We start from the raw sequence: 15,867 nt of genomic DNA on the forward strand, positions 1-15,867 counted from the left end.
TTCGGCGCGATCATGCTTTATTGATCCACCGGCACCGGCGCCGGGTTGTCGGTTGGCTGCACCGCGTTGTCGATTTTCACCGCCGACCTGTTGTGCAGCTTCAACTGCCCGGCGGTGACAACCACGTCGTTCGCGTTCAGGCCTTTCAGCACGCTGACCTGATCGCCGCGCGCATCGCCGGTGGTGACGAACTGCTGCAGCACGACGGGCTGGTCCTTGCCCTGGGCATCCTTCTCGTCGTGCACCACGTAGACCAGCGACCCATATGGGTTATAGGCGACCGCGGTTGCCGGGATGGTGACCAGCGACTGGACGGTGCCTGAGTCGACGGCGACGCTGAGATACATCCCCGGCAGCAGCGCCCCATCCGGATTAGGGATGCTCGCCCGCACCTGGAGCATGCGGCTGGTGGCATCGATCTTGGAATTGAACGACTGCACCTGGCCGTCGAAGGTTTTCCCCGGATAGGCATCGGCGGTCACCTCGACCTTCTGGCCGACGGCGATCCGCCCTAGCGCCTGCTGGGGCAGGTAGAAATCGACGAACATCGGATCGAGCTGCTGCAGCGTCACGATCGTGGTGCCCGCGGGCAGGTACTGGCCGAGGTCGACCTGGCGGACACCCAGCCTTCCGGCGAACGGTGCGCGGACGGTCTTCTCATTGATGATTGCCTGCTGTGCCGCGACCTGCGCCTGGGCGACCTTGAGGCTGGCGGCGTCGCTGTCCACGGTGGCCTGCGCCACGGCATGCGCCGCCAACTGCCGCTGGTCGCGTCCGAGCGTCACCGCCGCCAGCGCCGCGCTGGCCTGAAGCTGCTGCAGCTTGGCCTGGTCATCATTCAGCCGCAGCCGCAGCAGCACGGTTCCCGCCGGCACCGTCTGGCCGGACTGGAAATCGATCTGGTCGACCACGCCGGCGATCTCGGCCGCCAGGTCCGCCCCATTGGACGCACGCGCGGAGCCCACGGCGGTCTGCCGGGGCTGCCACGTCCGCATCGTGGCGGTGGCGGTGGCAACCGTCGGCAGTTCGGACTTTATGGTCGCCACCACCTGCTTGAGGATGCCGGCCTTGAACCGCTGGAAGCCGATCAGCCCCGCCGCGAGCAACGCCATCACCAGCAGCATCAGCCCCATTCGCAGCCAGGTCCTGGGCGGCCGTGTGGTGCGGCCTTTTGGGACAGCGCCGCCTGGGATGCTGCCTGGGGCGGTGCGAGGCACCACGGTGCTGTCGTTCATGGGAAAACTCCGCCGGAAAAAGCGCCGCCAGGAAAAACGCCGTCAGCCTGGGCGATTTTCGGGTCGACATCGGTGCGGTTCCACCAGCCGCCGCCCAACGCCTGGAACAGGGTCACGGTGTCGGTGAAGCGGGCGGCCCGGGCGGTCACCAGGTTAAGCCGAGCCGAGAAGTCGGTCTGTTCCGCCGTCAGCACGTTCAGGTAGGTGCCGGCGCCTTCCCGATACTGCGTCTGCGCCACCGCGAGGCTGGCCGCCGCCGTCTGCTCCGCGGCCAGAGCGGCCCGCAGCGTCTCGGCATCCCGCTCGATCGCCACCAGCGCGTTGGCGACGTTCTGGAACGCGGTGTTCACCGTGCTGCTGTATTGCGCGGCGGCGACCTCCAGCGCGGCCTGCGCGGCGCGCTTGCGGGCGCGCAGGGTGCCGCCCTCGAAGATCGGCTGGGTCAGGCTGCCGGCGATGGTCCAGACGATGCCGGCGGGGGTGAACAGGTTGGGCAGGTTGCTGCCTTCGCGCCCGTAGCTGCCGGTCAGGCTGATCTGCGGCAGCATGTTGGCGGTGGCGACGCCGACCGACGCGGTGGCCGAATGCAGCAACGCGGCATAGGCACGGATGTCCGGCCGCTGCTGCACCAGGTTCGACGGCAGCGACACCGGCAGGTCGTTCGGCAGGGTCAGCCGGTTCAGGTCCAATGTCGGCATCGCGTACTGGTCCGGATGGCCGCCCAGGTAGACGGCAAGCTGGTTGCGCGCCTGCTGCAACAGCTTCTGCAGGCCGGGCAGGGTGGCGATCTGCGCGTCCACCAGCGACTGCTGCTGCAGCACATCCACCTGGCTGACGCCGCCAAGCTGGAAACGCTGCCGGGTCAGCGCCAGCCCCGCCATATCGATCCGGATGATGTCGCGCGTGGTGTCGATCTGCGCCTGATAGGACGCCTCGGTGATCGCCGCGTTGACGACGTTGGCGGCCAGGATCAGGTCGGTGGCTTCCAGCTCGAAGCGCTGATACTCGGCTTCGGCGTTGAGCTGCTCGATTTGCCGGCGGATGCCGCCGAAGGCGTCCAGCGTGTAGGACGCGTTCAGCGTGCCGCTGTAGACGGTGTAGACGGACGAGCCGTTGCCGAAGCCGAACCCGGCCAGGGATGAGCGCACGTGTTCCGGCTGCACGGCGGCACTGAGCTGCGGGAACAGCGCGCCCTGTTCGGCGCGGGTATTCTCCCGCGCCTCGCGCAGCGTGGCCTGGGCGGCGGCGACATCCGGATTGGCTCGCAAGGCCTGGGTCACCAGGGTGGTGATCTGCGGCGAGTGGAACAGCGCCCACCACTCGCCCGGAATATCCCGCCCTTCGCTGAGTTGCTGCGGCGAACCGCCAGGGGTCGCGGCCTTGACGGTGCTGGCGGGCAAGGCGGCCTCGGTAAAGCGGGTGCTGCCGGGTGCCGCCGGCGTCTTGAAGTTCGGCCCGACCGCGCAGCCGGCCAGAATCGCCAGAACGGGGACCGCCAGAACGGGGACCGCCAGAACGGGGACCGCCAGAACGAAAGCCGAGCCGACGCGCCGGCGTCGGCGATGGAGCGGGAAAAAGTCAGCGAGAAGCATGGAAAGATGGAATTCCTGGACCAACGAGTCTAATATGCGGCATTCTATACCGGTTAGTCCAGTAATTTTTATCGAGGAGGATGTCACCTGGCGAAACGACCCGCCGCTGCGTTATCCGCTGGCCGAACCGGGCGGCCGAAGGACAACGCGAAGCATGCGGCCATCATCGCGGCGGCGAAGCACCTGTTCGCGCGCCTGCCGTTCGAGCTGGTGACGATGGAGGCGGTGGCGGCGCAGGCACAAGTCTCGAAGATGACCGTCTACAGCCACTTTGGCGACAAGGAAACGCTGTTCGAAAACATCGTCAGCGCGACTGCCCAGGAGATGATCGCGGCGTTGTCGGCGCCGGAGGGCGAAGGCGGCCTGCGGGACCGGCTGGCGGCATTCGGCATCGCCTTCCTGGACGTGATCCTTGGGTCGGAGGTCTGCGCCATGGCGCACACGCTGCCGATGACGTTGCGCGGCAACCGGTCGCTGGCGGAGCGCTTCTATGCCGCCGGACCGGGGCGGGTGCGGGCGGCGCTGGCCGAGATCATCGCCGCCGCGGCCGAACAGGGCGAATTGATGGTGGACGATGCGGACCGGGCGGCCGATGACCTGGTCTGCCTGTGGCAGGGCAGCATGCCGGAGAGGCTTGCGTATGGGCTTGAGCAACCGGTCGTGTTGGAAGAGATCGAGCGGCGGGCGGTTCGCGGTACGGAGGTGTTCCTGCGAGCCTACCGGAAAGCCGTGCAGCATTGCGGAGCTGGTGAGAAACAACGGCGGCGGCTGGGGTGTTGAGCAGATCAGATGGACGCGTGTCACGCGCGCGAAACTCATCCGTCGTCGGCTGGTCGCCGGCATCGCCTGGTGATGACCCTGGCGGCGCGGTGCGCGCCGTCATCCTTGTCAGCCCAGTCTCTGGTTGAGCGGGGTATCGCCAAGACCCGGTCGTCGGTTGGCTGCCATCCTGGATCAGGCGTTTGAGCACTTGCTCACCGCCGCAATTTCGATCTAGTTTCGTAACTGTATAGTGGCCGCCGCGACTTTCCCTTTTGGATTGTTCTCGGGTTTGGTTATCTCGTAATGCACCTGGTCAACGATCTTCAACGGCACCGAAAAGGTTCCAAGCAGGCCGATCCTGCCAATTCGGGCGAGCGTCAGGTCCGACTGGCATCCGGAACAATCACAGCGACATCAACGGCTTCACGAGCCACGTTTTCTCGCCAAACCAAGCTTACATCACAGGTTTTGAGAAGCCTAAACCGCGAATGAGTTTCCAGGAGCCGACTTGCCTGCTTCGGGCTGGGGCGTGACCTTCAGCGCTGATAGGCACGGTTCTCCAGCGCTAGGTGGCATCGCCGGACAGCGAGGAGTGGTGGTCAAGGGACAGGCGGGTTTCGGGAAGGCAAGTGGCGATAGCTGCCGTTGGCAGGCGGCGGTTTTCTCAAAAAGGATAGTGTTTTGGGAAAGTAAGCTTGGACCTACGGTACATCGGGATACAGCATCATGCCAACGCGGCGAGTCGGTCGCGCAGCCAGCTCTGTGCCGGGTGGGTAGTCGTCCGTTCGTGCCAGATACTGGCGATGACGAAGCCGGGTATGGTGAGCGGCGGTTCCAGCACCTGCACCCGATCCGACCAGCCTTCTGCGATCCGGCGCGGGATCAGTGCGATCATGTCGGATCGTGACACGATCTCCGGCACGATCAGGAAGCCCGATGTGGACAAGGCGACGGTGCGACGACGGCCGATTGCTTCAAGCGCTGCGTCGGTAGGCCCGGTAAAGCCGCCACCCTGAGGCGATACGACGACGTGGTCCAGCGCGCAGAACACGTCTAGCCCCAGATCGCCCTGCACGCCTGGATGTCCTTGTCGCGCGATGACCGCGTAATCCTCCTCGTAGAGTCGACGCTGGCGCATCGCCGCCGGCGCGTGTTCAGGCGCAGCCAAGGCCAGGTCCACCTCACCACGCTCCAGCTGCGTCGTGAGTGCCATCACGTCGAGCGCCCGCCACGCGATGCGGACCATGGGCGCCTCGGCCCGCAACGCAACCGAGAAGCGCGCCAGCAGCGCATACTGGACGTAGTCGCTCGCCGCGATCACCAGGGTTGCCCGCAGGGTCGCCGGATCGATTGGCGCTCCTTGCTCGATAACGCGGCGGACACTCTCCAGCGCCTCGTGCAGTGGCTGCATCAGCTCGAGTGCCCGCTGGGTCAGCACCATCCCGCGCTGGGCCGGGATCAGGAGCGGATCGCCGAGCGCCTCACGGAGCCGCGCCAGCCGCGCCGACAAGGCCGGCTGACTAAGGTTCAGCCGGCGCGCGGCGCGTGTGACGTTGCGTTCCACAAGCAAGGCTTCGAGCGTCACGAGCAATCCGAGATCGGGGTTCCTGGTATCCATTGTGTCGATAACGGCACGCAAGAGGTTCGATTTCAATGCCCGAGGTGGCTGGGTCATATGCTTTAGGAGCGGGCTGGAGCCCGTGACACTCCAATCGACGACACGGATAGCAGCTTGCCCGAAGCAACCTCCCCGGCATCGCCACCCGACTCCTCGATCGCCTTCCCATTGCTCGCGATCACCCTGTTCCTGTTTTTCGTGTCGGCCAGTGTGCCCTCCCCCTTGTTCGTCGTGTTCCAGGGGCGGTGGGGGTTCTCCCCGGGCATGCTGACGGTCGCGTTCAGCATCTACTCGCTGGTGCTGCTGGTGACGTTGCTCGTGGCCGGCTCGCTCTCCGACCATCTCGGCCGCAAGCCGGTGATCGTCGCGGCACTGGCCATCCAGGTCGTGGCCATGGCCCTGTTCCTCACGGCGGACGGCATCGGCGGGTTGCTCGCCGCCCGGATCGTCCAGGGGCTGTCCATGGGCGTGGTGAACGGCGCGCTGTCCGCCGCGGTGATCGAGGCGGCGCCCCCGGCCCGAAAGGCGCTCGGCAGCCTGCTGACCGGCATCTCGCCCCTGGCCGGGCTCGCGACGGGTGCGCTCGTCACCGGAGCCCTGCTCGGGGTCACGAACCAGGCGGAAGTCTGGGCCTTCGGCGTCCTGGGTGGAGTGTTCTGCCTGGGCGCGGTGTCGGTGGCCCTGATCCCCGAAACGGCGAGCCCGGTGCCCGGGCTGCTCCGGTCGATGGTGCCGAGCGTGCATGTCACCCGGGCGGCGCGGAGCGGCTTCACGCGTGCCCTGCCCCTGCTCCTGTCCATCTGGGCCTTGTGCGGCTTCGTCATCGCGCTCGGGCCGTCGCTGCTGCGCACCGTCTTCTCGGTCAACAGCGGGGTGCTGAACGGTGCCACCGTGGCCGTGCTCTGCGGAGCAGGCGCCGTATCGCCGCTCCTGATGCGTGGGCAGCCACCCGGGCGCATGGCCGCGCTGGGCATGGCGGCGGTGACGGCCGGGGTCGGCCTGCTTCTCGTGTCGATCGGCACGGGCACCCTGGCGCTGTTCTTCGTCGGCAGCGCGGTGGCCGGTGCCGGGCTGGGTGCATCCTTCAGCGGCCTCATCCAGTCGCTCGTGCCGCTCACCCCGGTGCATGAGCGCGCGGAACTCTTCGCGGCGATCTTCCTGGTCACCTACCTGTCCCTGAGCGTTCCTCCCATCGCCGCCGGCTTCTCCGTTCCGCTCACCGGCTTCCTGGGCACGACCCAGGCCTATCTCGGCGCCGTCCTGATCGTGTCGGCGACGGCAACCGTCCTGCAATGGCTGCCCTCGCGCAGCCGAGGAGCACCCGCATGAAGGCCATCCAGGCTCATCCGCAGCAAGGGCTCGACGGCCTGACGTCGGTGGACCTCCCCGATCCCGGCGATCCCGGACGGGACGCCATCCGCGTGCGCGTGCATGCCACCTCCCTGAACTTCCACGATCTGGGCGTGGTGACGGGACGGTTGCCGGCCGCCGATGGGCGCATCCCCATGGCCGATGGCGCCGGGGTGGTGGAGGCGGTCGGTTCCGAGGTCACTGGGTTCAAGCCCGGCGACCACGTCGTATCGACCTTCTTCCCGACCTGGCTGGACGGTGAGGCCACCCTTGCCGATTTCGCCACCACGCCGGGCGACGGGATCGACGGCTTTGCCCGGGAGGTCGTGGTGGCGCCGGCCACGTCCTTCACGCGTGCGCCGGCCGGCTGGAGCCACGCCGCCGCGGCGACCCTGACCACGGCCGGTGTGACCGCCTGGCGCGCCCTGGTGGTCAACGGCGGCCTGAAGGTTGGGGACAGCGTGCTGGTGCTCGGCACGGGCGGCGTGTCGATCTTCGCGTTGCAGATCGCGCGGGCCATGGGGGCCACGGTGATCGCGACCTCCTCCTCCGACGAGAAGCTGGAGCGGCTTCGCACGATGGGCGCCGCGCACGGCATCAACTACCGCCGGGACGAGAACTGGGGCGATCGGGTGAGGGACCTGACCGGCGGCACCGGCGTCGATCACGTCGTGGAGGTGGGCGGCCCGGGCACGCTGGCGCAATCGATCAGGGCCGCGCGCGTGGGCGGCCACATCTCGCTGATCGGCGTGCTGACCGGCCGGGCGGGCGCCGTGCCGACGGCCATGCTCATGGCGCGGCAGCAACGGCTCCAGGGCCTGATCGTCGGCAGCCGCCGTCATCAATTGGACCTGATCCGCGGCATCGACGCCGTCCATGGCCACCCGGTGATCGACCGCTCCTTTCCTCTGGCCGAGATCGTGGACGCTTTCCGGCTCCAGGAGTCTGGCGGCCATTTCGGCAAGATCGTCGTCGAATTCTGACAAACCCCGACCAGCAGGAACAGGCCACCATGAAGGTTTTTCTCGTTTTCGCCCACCCGGAACGCCACTCCTTGAACGGCGCGCTGCGCGACGTTGCCGTGGCCGAGTTGCAGGCACAGGGGCATGAGGTCCGGGTCAGTGACCTTTACGCCAATGGATGGAAGGCGGCCGTCGATCGATCGGACTTTCCCGGCGTGGCACCGGACGAGCGGCTGCGGGTGGCTGGTGCATCAGGCCAGGCCTTTGCTGCCGGTGCACTAACGGAGGACGTGAAGGCCGAGCAGGAGAACCTGCTCTGGGCCGATGCCCTGATCCTGCAGTTTCCGCTGTGGTGGTACTCCATGCCGGCCATCCTCAAGGGATGGGTGGACCGCGTGTATGCCTTCGGTTTCGCCTACGGAGTTGGCGAACGGAGCGACACGCATTGGGGCGACCGCTTTGGCGAGGGCACACTGGCCGGCAAGCGGGCGATGCTGATCGTGACCGTGGGCGGCTGGGCGACGCACTACGCCCCGCGCGGCGTGAACGGCCCGATCGAGGACATCCTGTTCCCGATCAATCATGGCATCCTCTATTACCCCGGCTACACCGTCCTGCCGTCCTTCGTGGCTTACCGCGTGGACCGGATGGACGAGGCCGGCTTTGGGCTGGTGGCGGAGCAGTTGAAGGAGAGGATGCGGACCATCGAAACCGCTGCGCCCATACCCTATCGAATGCAGAACGGTGGCGACTACCAGGTTCCCAGCTTGGAGTTGCGGCCAGAGCTGGGCGACTCTGGCGTGTCCGGCTTCGCCTTGCACGTGGACCAGGGGCGGGTAGGGTAATTCGTCCTGCGACTCCTCGAAGGCATCATCAAATCCGCTGGGCCTGAGCGACGGGCGTATTCAACGGTCGCTGCCTTCCCATAAAGGAACATGCAGCGGGAAAGCCGCGCCAGCATGACTGATGCGACGCCTATGATCACGCCGTTTCCCAAAATATGTTCCCGATTGGCTTTTCCCGAAATGGCGCATTCCGCATGGAGAAACGGGAATGGGCGGCCTGCCAGAACGACCGTTTCTTGGGCGAAGTCCCAACCCTCGGAAAGGCGTGGAATGGGGCGAAAGCGACCGATCAAGCTGCCTTGGCCGCAAGCGCGTGAGGCTGGCGACCAAGGGTGCGATACACGGTTGGCCGCGAGATGGAGAACAGCTCGGCCAGATCGCTGATCGAGCAGTCGCCGGTGTCGTACATGCCGCACCGGTTCCTCCCTTGCCTTGAAGAAATTTCGAGTGAACCGATCACCACGGGACGGTGCGGCCGAGATAGTCGAGATATTGCAGACCGGGGTTGCCCTGCTTCGCGAGAAGGACGTTCACCAGGTTCGGCACGCTTTCCTCGATGCTCAAGCTCGCATCCGGGCCACCCATGTCGGTGCGGACCCAGCCGGGCGCCATCACGACCATCGCGCGCGAGGTTCCGGCGTGACGGGCCGCGAAGCTTCGCATGAACATGTTCAGCGCCGCCTTGCTGCCGCGATAGACCTCTCGCAGGCCGGTCTCGTTGTTGCTGATGCTACCTTGCCCGGATGACATCACGCCGATCGTGCCCGTCGTGGGGACGCAGTATTCCAGACTCTCGATAACACGCATGGGGCTCAATGCATTTGTGATCATGACGCGCATAAACTCGTCCGTCGTCACCTCTCCAATCGTTTCCTCTGCATTGTTGGTCGTCCCGGCGTTGACGAACAGCATATCGAACATTCTGCCCGACAAGCGGTCATGCAGCGCCGCGAGTTGGTCCGCTTCGCAGATGTCCAGGATCTCGATTTCGACACGGCCCTTGTGCTTGTCCGCCAGGTCGTGGAGCAACGTTCGGTTTCCGCCGCCTCGGACCGTGCCGACGACGTTCCACCCTTTCTTCAAGAACTCCGCGGCCATCGCGTGGCCGAGACCGCGAGATGCGCCGATGAGAAGGATTGTGCTGCGGGTATCGCTCGAAGCGGCTGGGGGCATGGCGCAATGTCTTTCGGTGATGAGTCTGGCCGCGAATATGAGCAACCCGCACGACCAGCGCTAGACGCATCGAATGCAAACTATGGTTGCGCGCGGCGCTATGTCATCCCAAGCACATGAGATACCGTCAGGTGATGAATAATGTGGACCTGAACCTGCTCATAGCGCTGGATGCGTTACTTGCCGAGGGCAGCGTGACGGGCGCGGCCCGTCGGCTTGGCTTGAGTTCGTCCGCCATGAGCCGGACGCTGACACGACTTCGGTCGGCGACAGGCGATCCGCTACTGGTGCGCGCTGGGCGTGGTCTTGTGCCGACACCGCGGGCTGCTGAACTGCGCGATCGCGTTCATGATCTCAGTCGTGACGTGCGAGCGGTGCTTCGGCCGCAAACCAATCATGTGGACGTCGCCTCGCTCGAACGAACGTTCACCGTTCGGGTCAGCGAGGCATTCCTGGAATTTCTCTCCGCGCGCGTAGTGGCCGCCATTACCCTTGCGGCGCCGCGCATCCGCCTTCGCTTCGCAGCCAGACCTGACAAGGATGCACGCCCGCTTCGGGAAGGACTGATCGATCTGGAGATCGGCGTGCTTGGAACGTCCGCCCCGGAAATACGCACCCGGTTGCTGTTCCACGACAGGCTTGTCGGCGTGGCCCGGGCCGGACATCCCCTTCTGGCAGGCACGGGAGTGACACCCGAACGATATGCGGCCTGCAACCATGTCGTGGCGTCACGGGAAGGGAATGTCATCTCGCCAGTCGATGACGCCTTGGAGAAACTCGGCCTCAAACGGACAATACTCGTTGTCGTGCCCGGATATCCGGATGCGATGCGGATCGCGCGCCAATCGGATCTGGTCGCGGCCGTGCCACGTTCGTGCCTTGGCAACAGCCTTGGGAGTGACCACGGCGCCACGTTGGGCCTTGAAAGCTTCGAATGCCCGGTCCCGACGCCAGGGTTCATGATATCGGCGATGTGGCATCCGCGCATGGACGCCGATCCGGCGCATCGCTGGCTGCGCGACACCGTGATGTCGGTTTGCCGGACGGCGTATCCGCGGTGATGAATGCTGGCAGGTGTGACGAACCGAACGTCCGGCCGCCGGATCAGATCATGCGCGGAACAACATGTCCTTGTCAGCGGATGACCGGTTTCTGGCATGCGCCGACGACCGCTGGACGCCCTGCGCGGGTCCCTGTCGATCCTAGAGCCCATCGACGTCGATCCGCCCGCGTCATGGCAAGGGATTTTTAGCAGTCCGTCAGACGTCTGTTGACCGGCTGCGCTAGTTCGCCGCCTTGATCCTTTCGGTGATCCTCGCGATCGCATAGTGCGCTGATACCACCGCGCCCTCCTGCCATCCGGTGATGTGGCTGAGATGCTCGCCGGCGAAGGTGAAGGGGCCGTCGCCATCCAGCAGAACAGGGTAGGCTTGCGCGCGGGCTTCAGAGGTCCATTCCGCCCAGGCGCCTTCGTTGAACGGGATGTTGGGCCAGGCGACGCTGATCGCGTGGCGCAGCGACTTGCCGTAGCCGGGATGCAGATGCTCGCCGTCCGCCAGGGCATCGGCGATCCTGGCATCCGGTGCCTTCGCCGCGAAGGCGTGTCCGAGATCGTCCGACCAGATATAGGCGCCGACCAGGATGCCGCGCGCCTGCTGCAGGCCGGCGGACGGATACCAGATCTGCGTGATGTCTCGGCTGGTCCACGAGATGCCGCCATAGATCTGCGCATCAAGCTCCCAGAATCGCCGGTCCGCCTGGAACGCGATCTTGCCGGCGGGCACATAGTCGACCGCGGCCAGCGCGGCCCGCACGGCCGAAGAGAAATCGGTGTCGAGACGGCGCAGGACAGGGCAGGGGATGGTGCAGAGGACATGCGCCGCCTCGACGACGCTGACCTGGTTGCTTCGCCGGTCGCGCCACACTACCTGGGCGCCGTCGCCCTGTCGCCGCAACTGGGTGACCTCGGCGTTGTAGGTGATCACGTCGCCCAGGCGCCGGCCGAACGCCTCGCCGATCCGGCCCATGCCGCCGACCGGCTGCATCATCGTCGCGGCCATCGAATAGAATTCGCCGAATTCGCTCGGCCCCTGCCAGAAATCCGCCTGCACAAGGCGCCGCAGATCCAGCGGCGGCACGATCTTTCCTGCCGTCAGACCGCCACCGGATGGTTCGAGGTAGCCGGAGCGCGCGGAGCCCCGATATGCCATGTCGTGGTCGAGCGCGCCAAACGCGCGCAGGAAGCCGTGCAGCCGCTCACGGTCCTGGTCCGAAACCGGCGCATCCAGCAGTCCGTGATCGACCGCCTTGGCGGCCAGTTCGGCAACATAGCCGCGGCTGTCGTTGACCACCGCCGCATTGCGCTGCGGGCGGCCATCGAATGCCTGGTCGTCCTGCATCAGCGCGCCGCGGTTGTCGTTGCACATGACCTCGAGCGGCACACCGAGTTCACGGCAGTAGCCGAGGATCCCCTGATGGTGGAATGGCAGGCGCGCCGGGCCAGGATTGAAATACAAATGAGGTTCGGCGTCCCAGGCCACTGTCTGGATGGTGGATGCCTCGGCGACGGTGTCGCCGGCACGCAGGCTCCAGTTGCGGCCGCCCGGCCGAGCGCGGGCTTCCAGAATGTTGCAGTCGTAGCCGGCACGTTGCAGTTCCAGCGCGGCGACCATGCCGGCGATCCCGGCGCCGAGGATGACGATCGGTCCGCCGCCGTCGGAGTTCGGGGGCAAGGAGGGCGGTTCCGAATGGGCTGCCGGCACCGCCAGCAATCCCATGGCGGCCATGGTGCGATAGGCCGCCGCGACGCCGCCGGCGCGACCGACCTGGTGGATCAGCGTTCGCCGCGTGATGGTCATGCTGTCAGGTGCCGAGGCTGTGGCCAGCAATGATCCGCACGCGGAGGTGCGGTTGCGCACGTTTGCCGCCGGATCTCATTCGGGTCGATCTGAAGGAAACACCCTGGGTTCTTCGGATTTTCATCATTCCAAACTATATTAATGACTTGTACTATGGAGATCCAGACCATGGCGTCACCATTAGGCGCCCTGGGCGATGCTTGTTGAAGCAGCGGTTAAGAAGTCCAAGGCCGGCGCGGCGGCTGAGAAAGTCGCTGAGGCGACCACGCCATAACGGTTACCTACCGAAGGGATGAACTCATGAACGAGTTCTATGAACTTGCGACCCTGTCGTTTCCGCTTCTTTTCGTTTCCAAGGCGTCGGAGGGCGCGCGTGCCTTCATCAATGAGCCCGAGGCCAAGGGTGAGCTGCTTGGTTGCTGGCGGACCGACATCGGCACGCTTGGCCGCCTGCTGATTCTGCGTGGCTTCGCGAACCCCGAGGATTTGACGGCCGAGCGTCGGCGCGCATTGTTCAGCGCCAATCCGTTCAACGCCGGCAGCGTCGTGACCACGCTGGAGATGGACAGCTACGCGCCGTTTCCCTTCCTGCCGCGCATCAAACCCGGCAGCTACGGCCGCGTCTACGAGTTCCGCACCTACAAGCTGAAGCCCGGTGGGTTGCCGCCGACGCTGGCGGGCTGGGAAGCGGCCATGCCGGCACGTGAACCGATGTCGCATCTGGTCATCAACATGTACGCGCTGGATGGCGCGCCGCGCATCACCCATATCTGGCCCTATGCCGGGGTCGATGAGCGCTTCGCCATTCGTGCCAAGTCCTATGCGGACGGCATCTGGCCACCCAAGGGCGGACCCGAGCAGATCCTGGAAGCGACGTCGACGATCGCCCTGCCGGAGCCGTATTCGCCGCTGTCCTGAAGACGCCGACCGCGGGCAGGGATCGTCAGCATCGCCCGCCGGGGCTTGGTGCAGACGCGTTCGCCACCCGCGTCGGTCATGGGGTCGGTGGCCTAGTTGACTGATCCGACAACAGCCGGCGCTGGCTTGCCGTGCTACGCCTCGAACAGGTTCTGGCCGAGATAGCGGCCGGGGGCCACGCCGCCCGGGCAGGCAAACAGGCCGCCGCCGACCGGCGTGACGAACTGGTTCATCATGTCGAACCTGGCCATCCGATCGAAGATGCGGATGAAGCCCGCGCGCGGGTCCCGCTGGTAGCACACGAACAGCAGGCCGGCGTCCAGTTCCATCTGGTGACGCCAGGGCGGCCAGCGCTCGGCGACCATGCTGACACCGTTGTCGTAACCGTAGCCGCGCCGCAGGATCTGCGCGCCGTCGTTGGTCTTGGGCGAGGCAAGGCGGATATGCGCGTTCTCCGCGATCATCGGATTGCCGTCACCGTCGACCGCGTCGAGGTCGGCGGCGGCGAACTCCTTCTTAGCGCCAATCGCGGCGCCGGACGCCTTCTCGCGGCCCACGGTCTGCTCCTGGAAAGCGAGCTTCATGCGGTCCCAGTGTTCAAGCGCGATGCGGATCGGACGGACGACCGCGTAGCTACCGCCGCGCATCCAGGCGCCACCCTCTTCCCCTACCCAAAGGTGCCGCGTGACCGCATCGGGATCGCTCAAATCAAGGTTGGCGGTGCCGTCCTTGAAGCCCATCAGGTTGCGCGGCGTCGTCTTCGGAGCGCTACCGGGGAGGAAGCCCGATTGCACCCAGCGCACCCGCGCGACCCCGTCAGCGACGCGCATGATGGCGCGCAGGGCGTGGAAGACGGCCTGCTTGTCGTCGCCGCAGACCTGGACGGACAGGTCGCCGCCGGTGCGCTCGGGCACCAACTGGTCGCCGACAAATCTCGGCAGGTCGACGAACGCCTCGGGGCGGTATCTTGCAAGGCCGTAGCGATCGACGCCATCGGCGCTGAACAGGCCCGGCCCAAAGCCAAAGGTGAGGGTGAGGCGGTTCGGTGGCAGGCCGTCGGCCTCGCCGGAATCGCCCGGCATGGCGGCAGGGTCGCCGCTGGCGGCGAGCGGCAGCCCTTGGGTGAGCTGGGCCGCCGCATCCGTCCATGCCCGCATGAGGGCGGCAACGTCAGCGGCCTTGTCTGCCAGAAGGTCGAAGGCGGCAAAGCTGGTGTGCGCCTGCATCGGCGTCACGATGCCGTTCTGGTTCGGGCCGTGGAACGGCAGCGTCGGGTCAGGCGGCAGCGACGCCGTCTTGATCAGCGGCGGTTGGCTGGGCGGCTTTTCGTCGGCATTCGCCAGGCCGGTGGCACGAACGGCACCAGCCAGCCCAACCGCGGCGCCGAGGACGCCGCGGCGACCGAAGCCCTTCATCGGGCGCCTCGCATCAGTGTGTTGGTGTCGTCCATGACGTAGTAGAACCCCTTGTTGTCCGGCATCAGGGCAATGCCAAACAGGTCACCGTTGCCCGGTGGGGACTGCGCCTGGTCGGTGTTGATCCACTGCGCATACACCTGCTTGCCGGCAACCGGGTCGACCTCGACCAGGCGCCCGTCCTTGCCGTTGCAGACCAGCAGATGTCCCTCCGGCGACCAGGTCATGGCGAGCGGCCAGGACAGCAGGCCGCCTTGTGTGACCAGCTTGCCGGTGCCGGCGCTGTCGGTGCGGGCGGTGGCGTTCGGGATCGCGGTGATGACGTTGTCCAGGCCATCGGTGACATACAGCGTGCCGTCGGGCGCCAGCGCCAGGCCGGTCGGGCCAAGCAGGAAGTTGTCGGGGTCGGCGCGCTGGGCAAAGCCGTTGGCCACCACCGTCTGGTCGGTCAGCACCGGCGGCTTGCCGGCGGGGACAGACAGCCGAAGCCGCAGCACCGTCGCCTTGCGCATGACGACGGGCAGGTGCGTCCGCGGGTCCACCACGCCGGGTCCCGGCAGGCTGAATCCGGCCATGCTGATGAACAATGTCGCCGTGGCACCATTGTCGACAACCGCCATGTTGCCCCAGGGATCATTGATGGTCGGTCCCGACCAGGCGGCGACCAGCGCACCGGCCGGGTCGAGCACCAACACGCAGCCGTCTCCCTTGGTCGCGGTCGTCCCGTCACGGCTCGGCGTGCTGCCGACGATCACCCAGCCGGTCTTCAGCATGGTCATGGCCGTGGTGAGGCCAACGCCGCCGGGGCATTGCGGCAGCGACTGCGGCAGGCGTGTGAACAGGTAGGTCTGCTGGGTCGATGGACGGTAGCCGACGATCGTCGTGCCGGTCCCCTGCAGGTTCGAGATGTTGTTGAAGTTGTCGACCAGCACGTCGTCCTTCGCGACCTTGCCGGTGGAGACCGGCGCTACCACGACGGCGTAAGGATTAAGGTCGCCGTTGTCAGTCACGGTCGACGACAGCGTCGTGTGCCGATGAATGGTTTCTAGAAAGCCACGCGGTTCGTCGGCCCAGGCGGGCCAGACAAACAAGGCGGCGATGACGAGGCCGACGCGAGCACGGCGGATGGTTGGCATGGA

At 66.2% G+C, this 15,867-nt stretch carries 13 protein-coding genes and 1 pseudogene; 6 read left to right on the top strand and 8 right to left on the bottom strand.

Going from position 1 to position 15,867, the window contains the following annotated elements; genetic code table 11:
- Positions 1-17: 17 nt before the first annotated feature.
- The gene (locus ACQY4S_RS27700) at positions 18-1,235 is read right to left on the bottom strand and encodes an efflux RND transporter periplasmic adaptor subunit (protein ID WP_428488400.1); all 1,218 of its coding nucleotides are present in this window, start codon (positions 1,233-1,235) and stop codon (positions 18-20) included.
- Complete coding sequence (locus tag ACQY4S_RS27705) at positions 1,232-2,827, bottom strand: efflux transporter outer membrane subunit (RefSeq protein ID WP_428488401.1); 1,596 nt, start codon at positions 2,825-2,827, stop codon at positions 1,232-1,234. The genes ACQY4S_RS27700 and ACQY4S_RS27705 overlap by 4 nt, the downstream gene beginning before the upstream one ends.
- A gap of 165 nt (positions 2,828-2,992) precedes the next feature.
- Between ACQY4S_RS27705 and ACQY4S_RS27710 the strand changes: the two genes are divergently transcribed.
- Positions 2,993-3,607, top strand: a complete 615-nt coding sequence (locus ACQY4S_RS27710) for a TetR/AcrR family transcriptional regulator (protein WP_428488516.1) — start codon at positions 2,993-2,995, stop codon at positions 3,605-3,607.
- A gap of 706 nt (positions 3,608-4,313) precedes the next feature.
- Here ACQY4S_RS27710 and ACQY4S_RS27715 read toward each other — a convergent pair.
- Positions 4,314-5,228: a LysR family transcriptional regulator gene (locus ACQY4S_RS27715; RefSeq protein WP_428488402.1), complete on the bottom strand. Its 915-nt coding sequence runs from the start codon at positions 5,226-5,228 to the stop codon at positions 4,314-4,316.
- Positions 5,229-5,321: 93 nt separating this feature from the next.
- On the opposite strand from ACQY4S_RS27715, the gene ACQY4S_RS27720 reads away from it, so the two are divergent.
- Genes ACQY4S_RS27720 through ACQY4S_RS27730 form a run of 3 tightly spaced genes read left to right on the top strand, consistent with a single transcriptional unit; the run spans position 5,322 to position 8,364 of the window.
- Positions 5,322-6,536 (top strand): MFS transporter, encoded by a 1,215-nt coding sequence (locus ACQY4S_RS27720; RefSeq protein ID WP_428488403.1) that lies wholly within the window; start codon positions 5,322-5,324, stop codon positions 6,534-6,536.
- Positions 6,533-7,540: a zinc-dependent alcohol dehydrogenase family protein gene (locus tag ACQY4S_RS27725; RefSeq protein ID WP_428488404.1), complete on the top strand. Its 1,008-nt coding sequence runs from the start codon at positions 6,533-6,535 to the stop codon at positions 7,538-7,540. Before ACQY4S_RS27720 ends, ACQY4S_RS27725 begins: the two co-directional genes overlap by 4 nt.
- 29 nt (positions 7,541-7,569) lie before the next feature.
- Complete coding sequence (locus ACQY4S_RS27730; protein WP_428488405.1) at positions 7,570-8,364, top strand: NAD(P)H-dependent oxidoreductase; 795 nt, start codon at positions 7,570-7,572, stop codon at positions 8,362-8,364.
- 289 nt (positions 8,365-8,653) lie between these two features.
- Here ACQY4S_RS27730 and ACQY4S_RS27735 read toward each other — a convergent pair.
- Positions 8,654-8,776: pseudogene (locus ACQY4S_RS27735) on the bottom strand (helix-turn-helix domain-containing protein); the annotation flags it as partial.
- 44 nt (positions 8,777-8,820) lie between these two features.
- A complete protein-coding gene (locus tag ACQY4S_RS27740; RefSeq protein WP_428488406.1) occupies positions 8,821-9,537 on the bottom strand; it encodes an SDR family NAD(P)-dependent oxidoreductase in 717 nt (238 codons plus the stop codon).
- Between the two features lie 134 nt (positions 9,538-9,671).
- Here ACQY4S_RS27740 and ACQY4S_RS27745 point away from each other — a divergent pair, with 134 nt between their 5' ends.
- Positions 9,672-10,598: a LysR family transcriptional regulator gene (locus tag ACQY4S_RS27745; RefSeq protein WP_428488517.1), complete on the top strand. Its 927-nt coding sequence runs from the start codon at positions 9,672-9,674 to the stop codon at positions 10,596-10,598.
- Between the two features lie 222 nt (positions 10,599-10,820).
- On the opposite strand, the gene ACQY4S_RS27750 is transcribed toward ACQY4S_RS27745, so the two are convergent.
- Positions 10,821-12,395: a flavin monoamine oxidase family protein gene (locus ACQY4S_RS27750; RefSeq protein WP_428488407.1), complete on the bottom strand. Its 1,575-nt coding sequence runs from the start codon at positions 12,393-12,395 to the stop codon at positions 10,821-10,823.
- Between the two features lie 300 nt (positions 12,396-12,695).
- On the opposite strand from ACQY4S_RS27750, the gene ACQY4S_RS27755 reads away from it, so the two are divergent.
- Positions 12,696-13,313, top strand: a complete 618-nt coding sequence (locus tag ACQY4S_RS27755; protein WP_428488408.1) for an NIPSNAP family protein — start codon at positions 12,696-12,698, stop codon at positions 13,311-13,313.
- Between the two features lie 134 nt (positions 13,314-13,447).
- On the opposite strand, the gene ACQY4S_RS27760 is transcribed toward ACQY4S_RS27755, so the two are convergent.
- Entirely contained in the window at positions 13,448-14,728 is a 1,281-nt protein-coding gene (locus tag ACQY4S_RS27760; protein ID WP_428488409.1) for a Dyp-type peroxidase, read from the bottom strand.
- Complete coding sequence (locus tag ACQY4S_RS27765; RefSeq protein WP_428488410.1) at positions 14,725-15,864, bottom strand: hypothetical protein; 1,140 nt, start codon at positions 15,862-15,864, stop codon at positions 14,725-14,727. The genes ACQY4S_RS27760 and ACQY4S_RS27765 overlap by 4 nt, the downstream gene beginning before the upstream one ends.
- Positions 15,865-15,867: the final 3 nt, after the last annotated feature.

The organism is Rhodopila sp. (genome assembly GCF_965276935.1).
In the GTDB taxonomy this organism is placed as follows: Bacteria; Pseudomonadota; Alphaproteobacteria; order Acetobacterales; family Acetobacteraceae; genus Rhodopila.

Coding starts and splice junctions, on each gene's coding strand:
- ACQY4S_RS27700 (WP_428488400.1), bottom strand. CDS start 1,235: ATGAACGACAGCACCGTGGTGCCTCGCACCGCCCCAGGCAGCATCCCA.
- ACQY4S_RS27705 (WP_428488401.1), bottom strand. CDS start 2,827: ATGCTTCTCGCTGACTTTTTCCCGCTCCATCGCCGACGCCGGCGCGTC.
- ACQY4S_RS27725 (WP_428488404.1), top strand. CDS start 6,533: ATGAAGGCCATCCAGGCTCATCCGCAGCAAGGGCTCGACGGCCTGACG.
- ACQY4S_RS27730 (WP_428488405.1), top strand. CDS start 7,570: ATGAAGGTTTTTCTCGTTTTCGCCCACCCGGAACGCCACTCCTTGAAC.
- ACQY4S_RS27740 (WP_428488406.1), bottom strand. CDS start 9,537: ATGCCCCCAGCCGCTTCGAGCGATACCCGCAGCACAATCCTTCTCATC.
- ACQY4S_RS27745 (WP_428488517.1), top strand. CDS start 9,672: ATGAATAATGTGGACCTGAACCTGCTCATAGCGCTGGATGCGTTACTT.
- ACQY4S_RS27750 (WP_428488407.1), bottom strand. CDS start 12,395: ATGACCATCACGCGGCGAACGCTGATCCACCAGGTCGGTCGCGCCGGC.
- ACQY4S_RS27755 (WP_428488408.1), top strand. CDS start 12,696: ATGAACGAGTTCTATGAACTTGCGACCCTGTCGTTTCCGCTTCTTTTC.
- ACQY4S_RS27760 (WP_428488409.1), bottom strand. CDS start 14,728: ATGAAGGGCTTCGGTCGCCGCGGCGTCCTCGGCGCCGCGGTTGGGCTG.
- ACQY4S_RS27765 (WP_428488410.1), bottom strand. CDS start 15,864: ATGCCAACCATCCGCCGTGCTCGCGTCGGCCTCGTCATCGCCGCCTTG.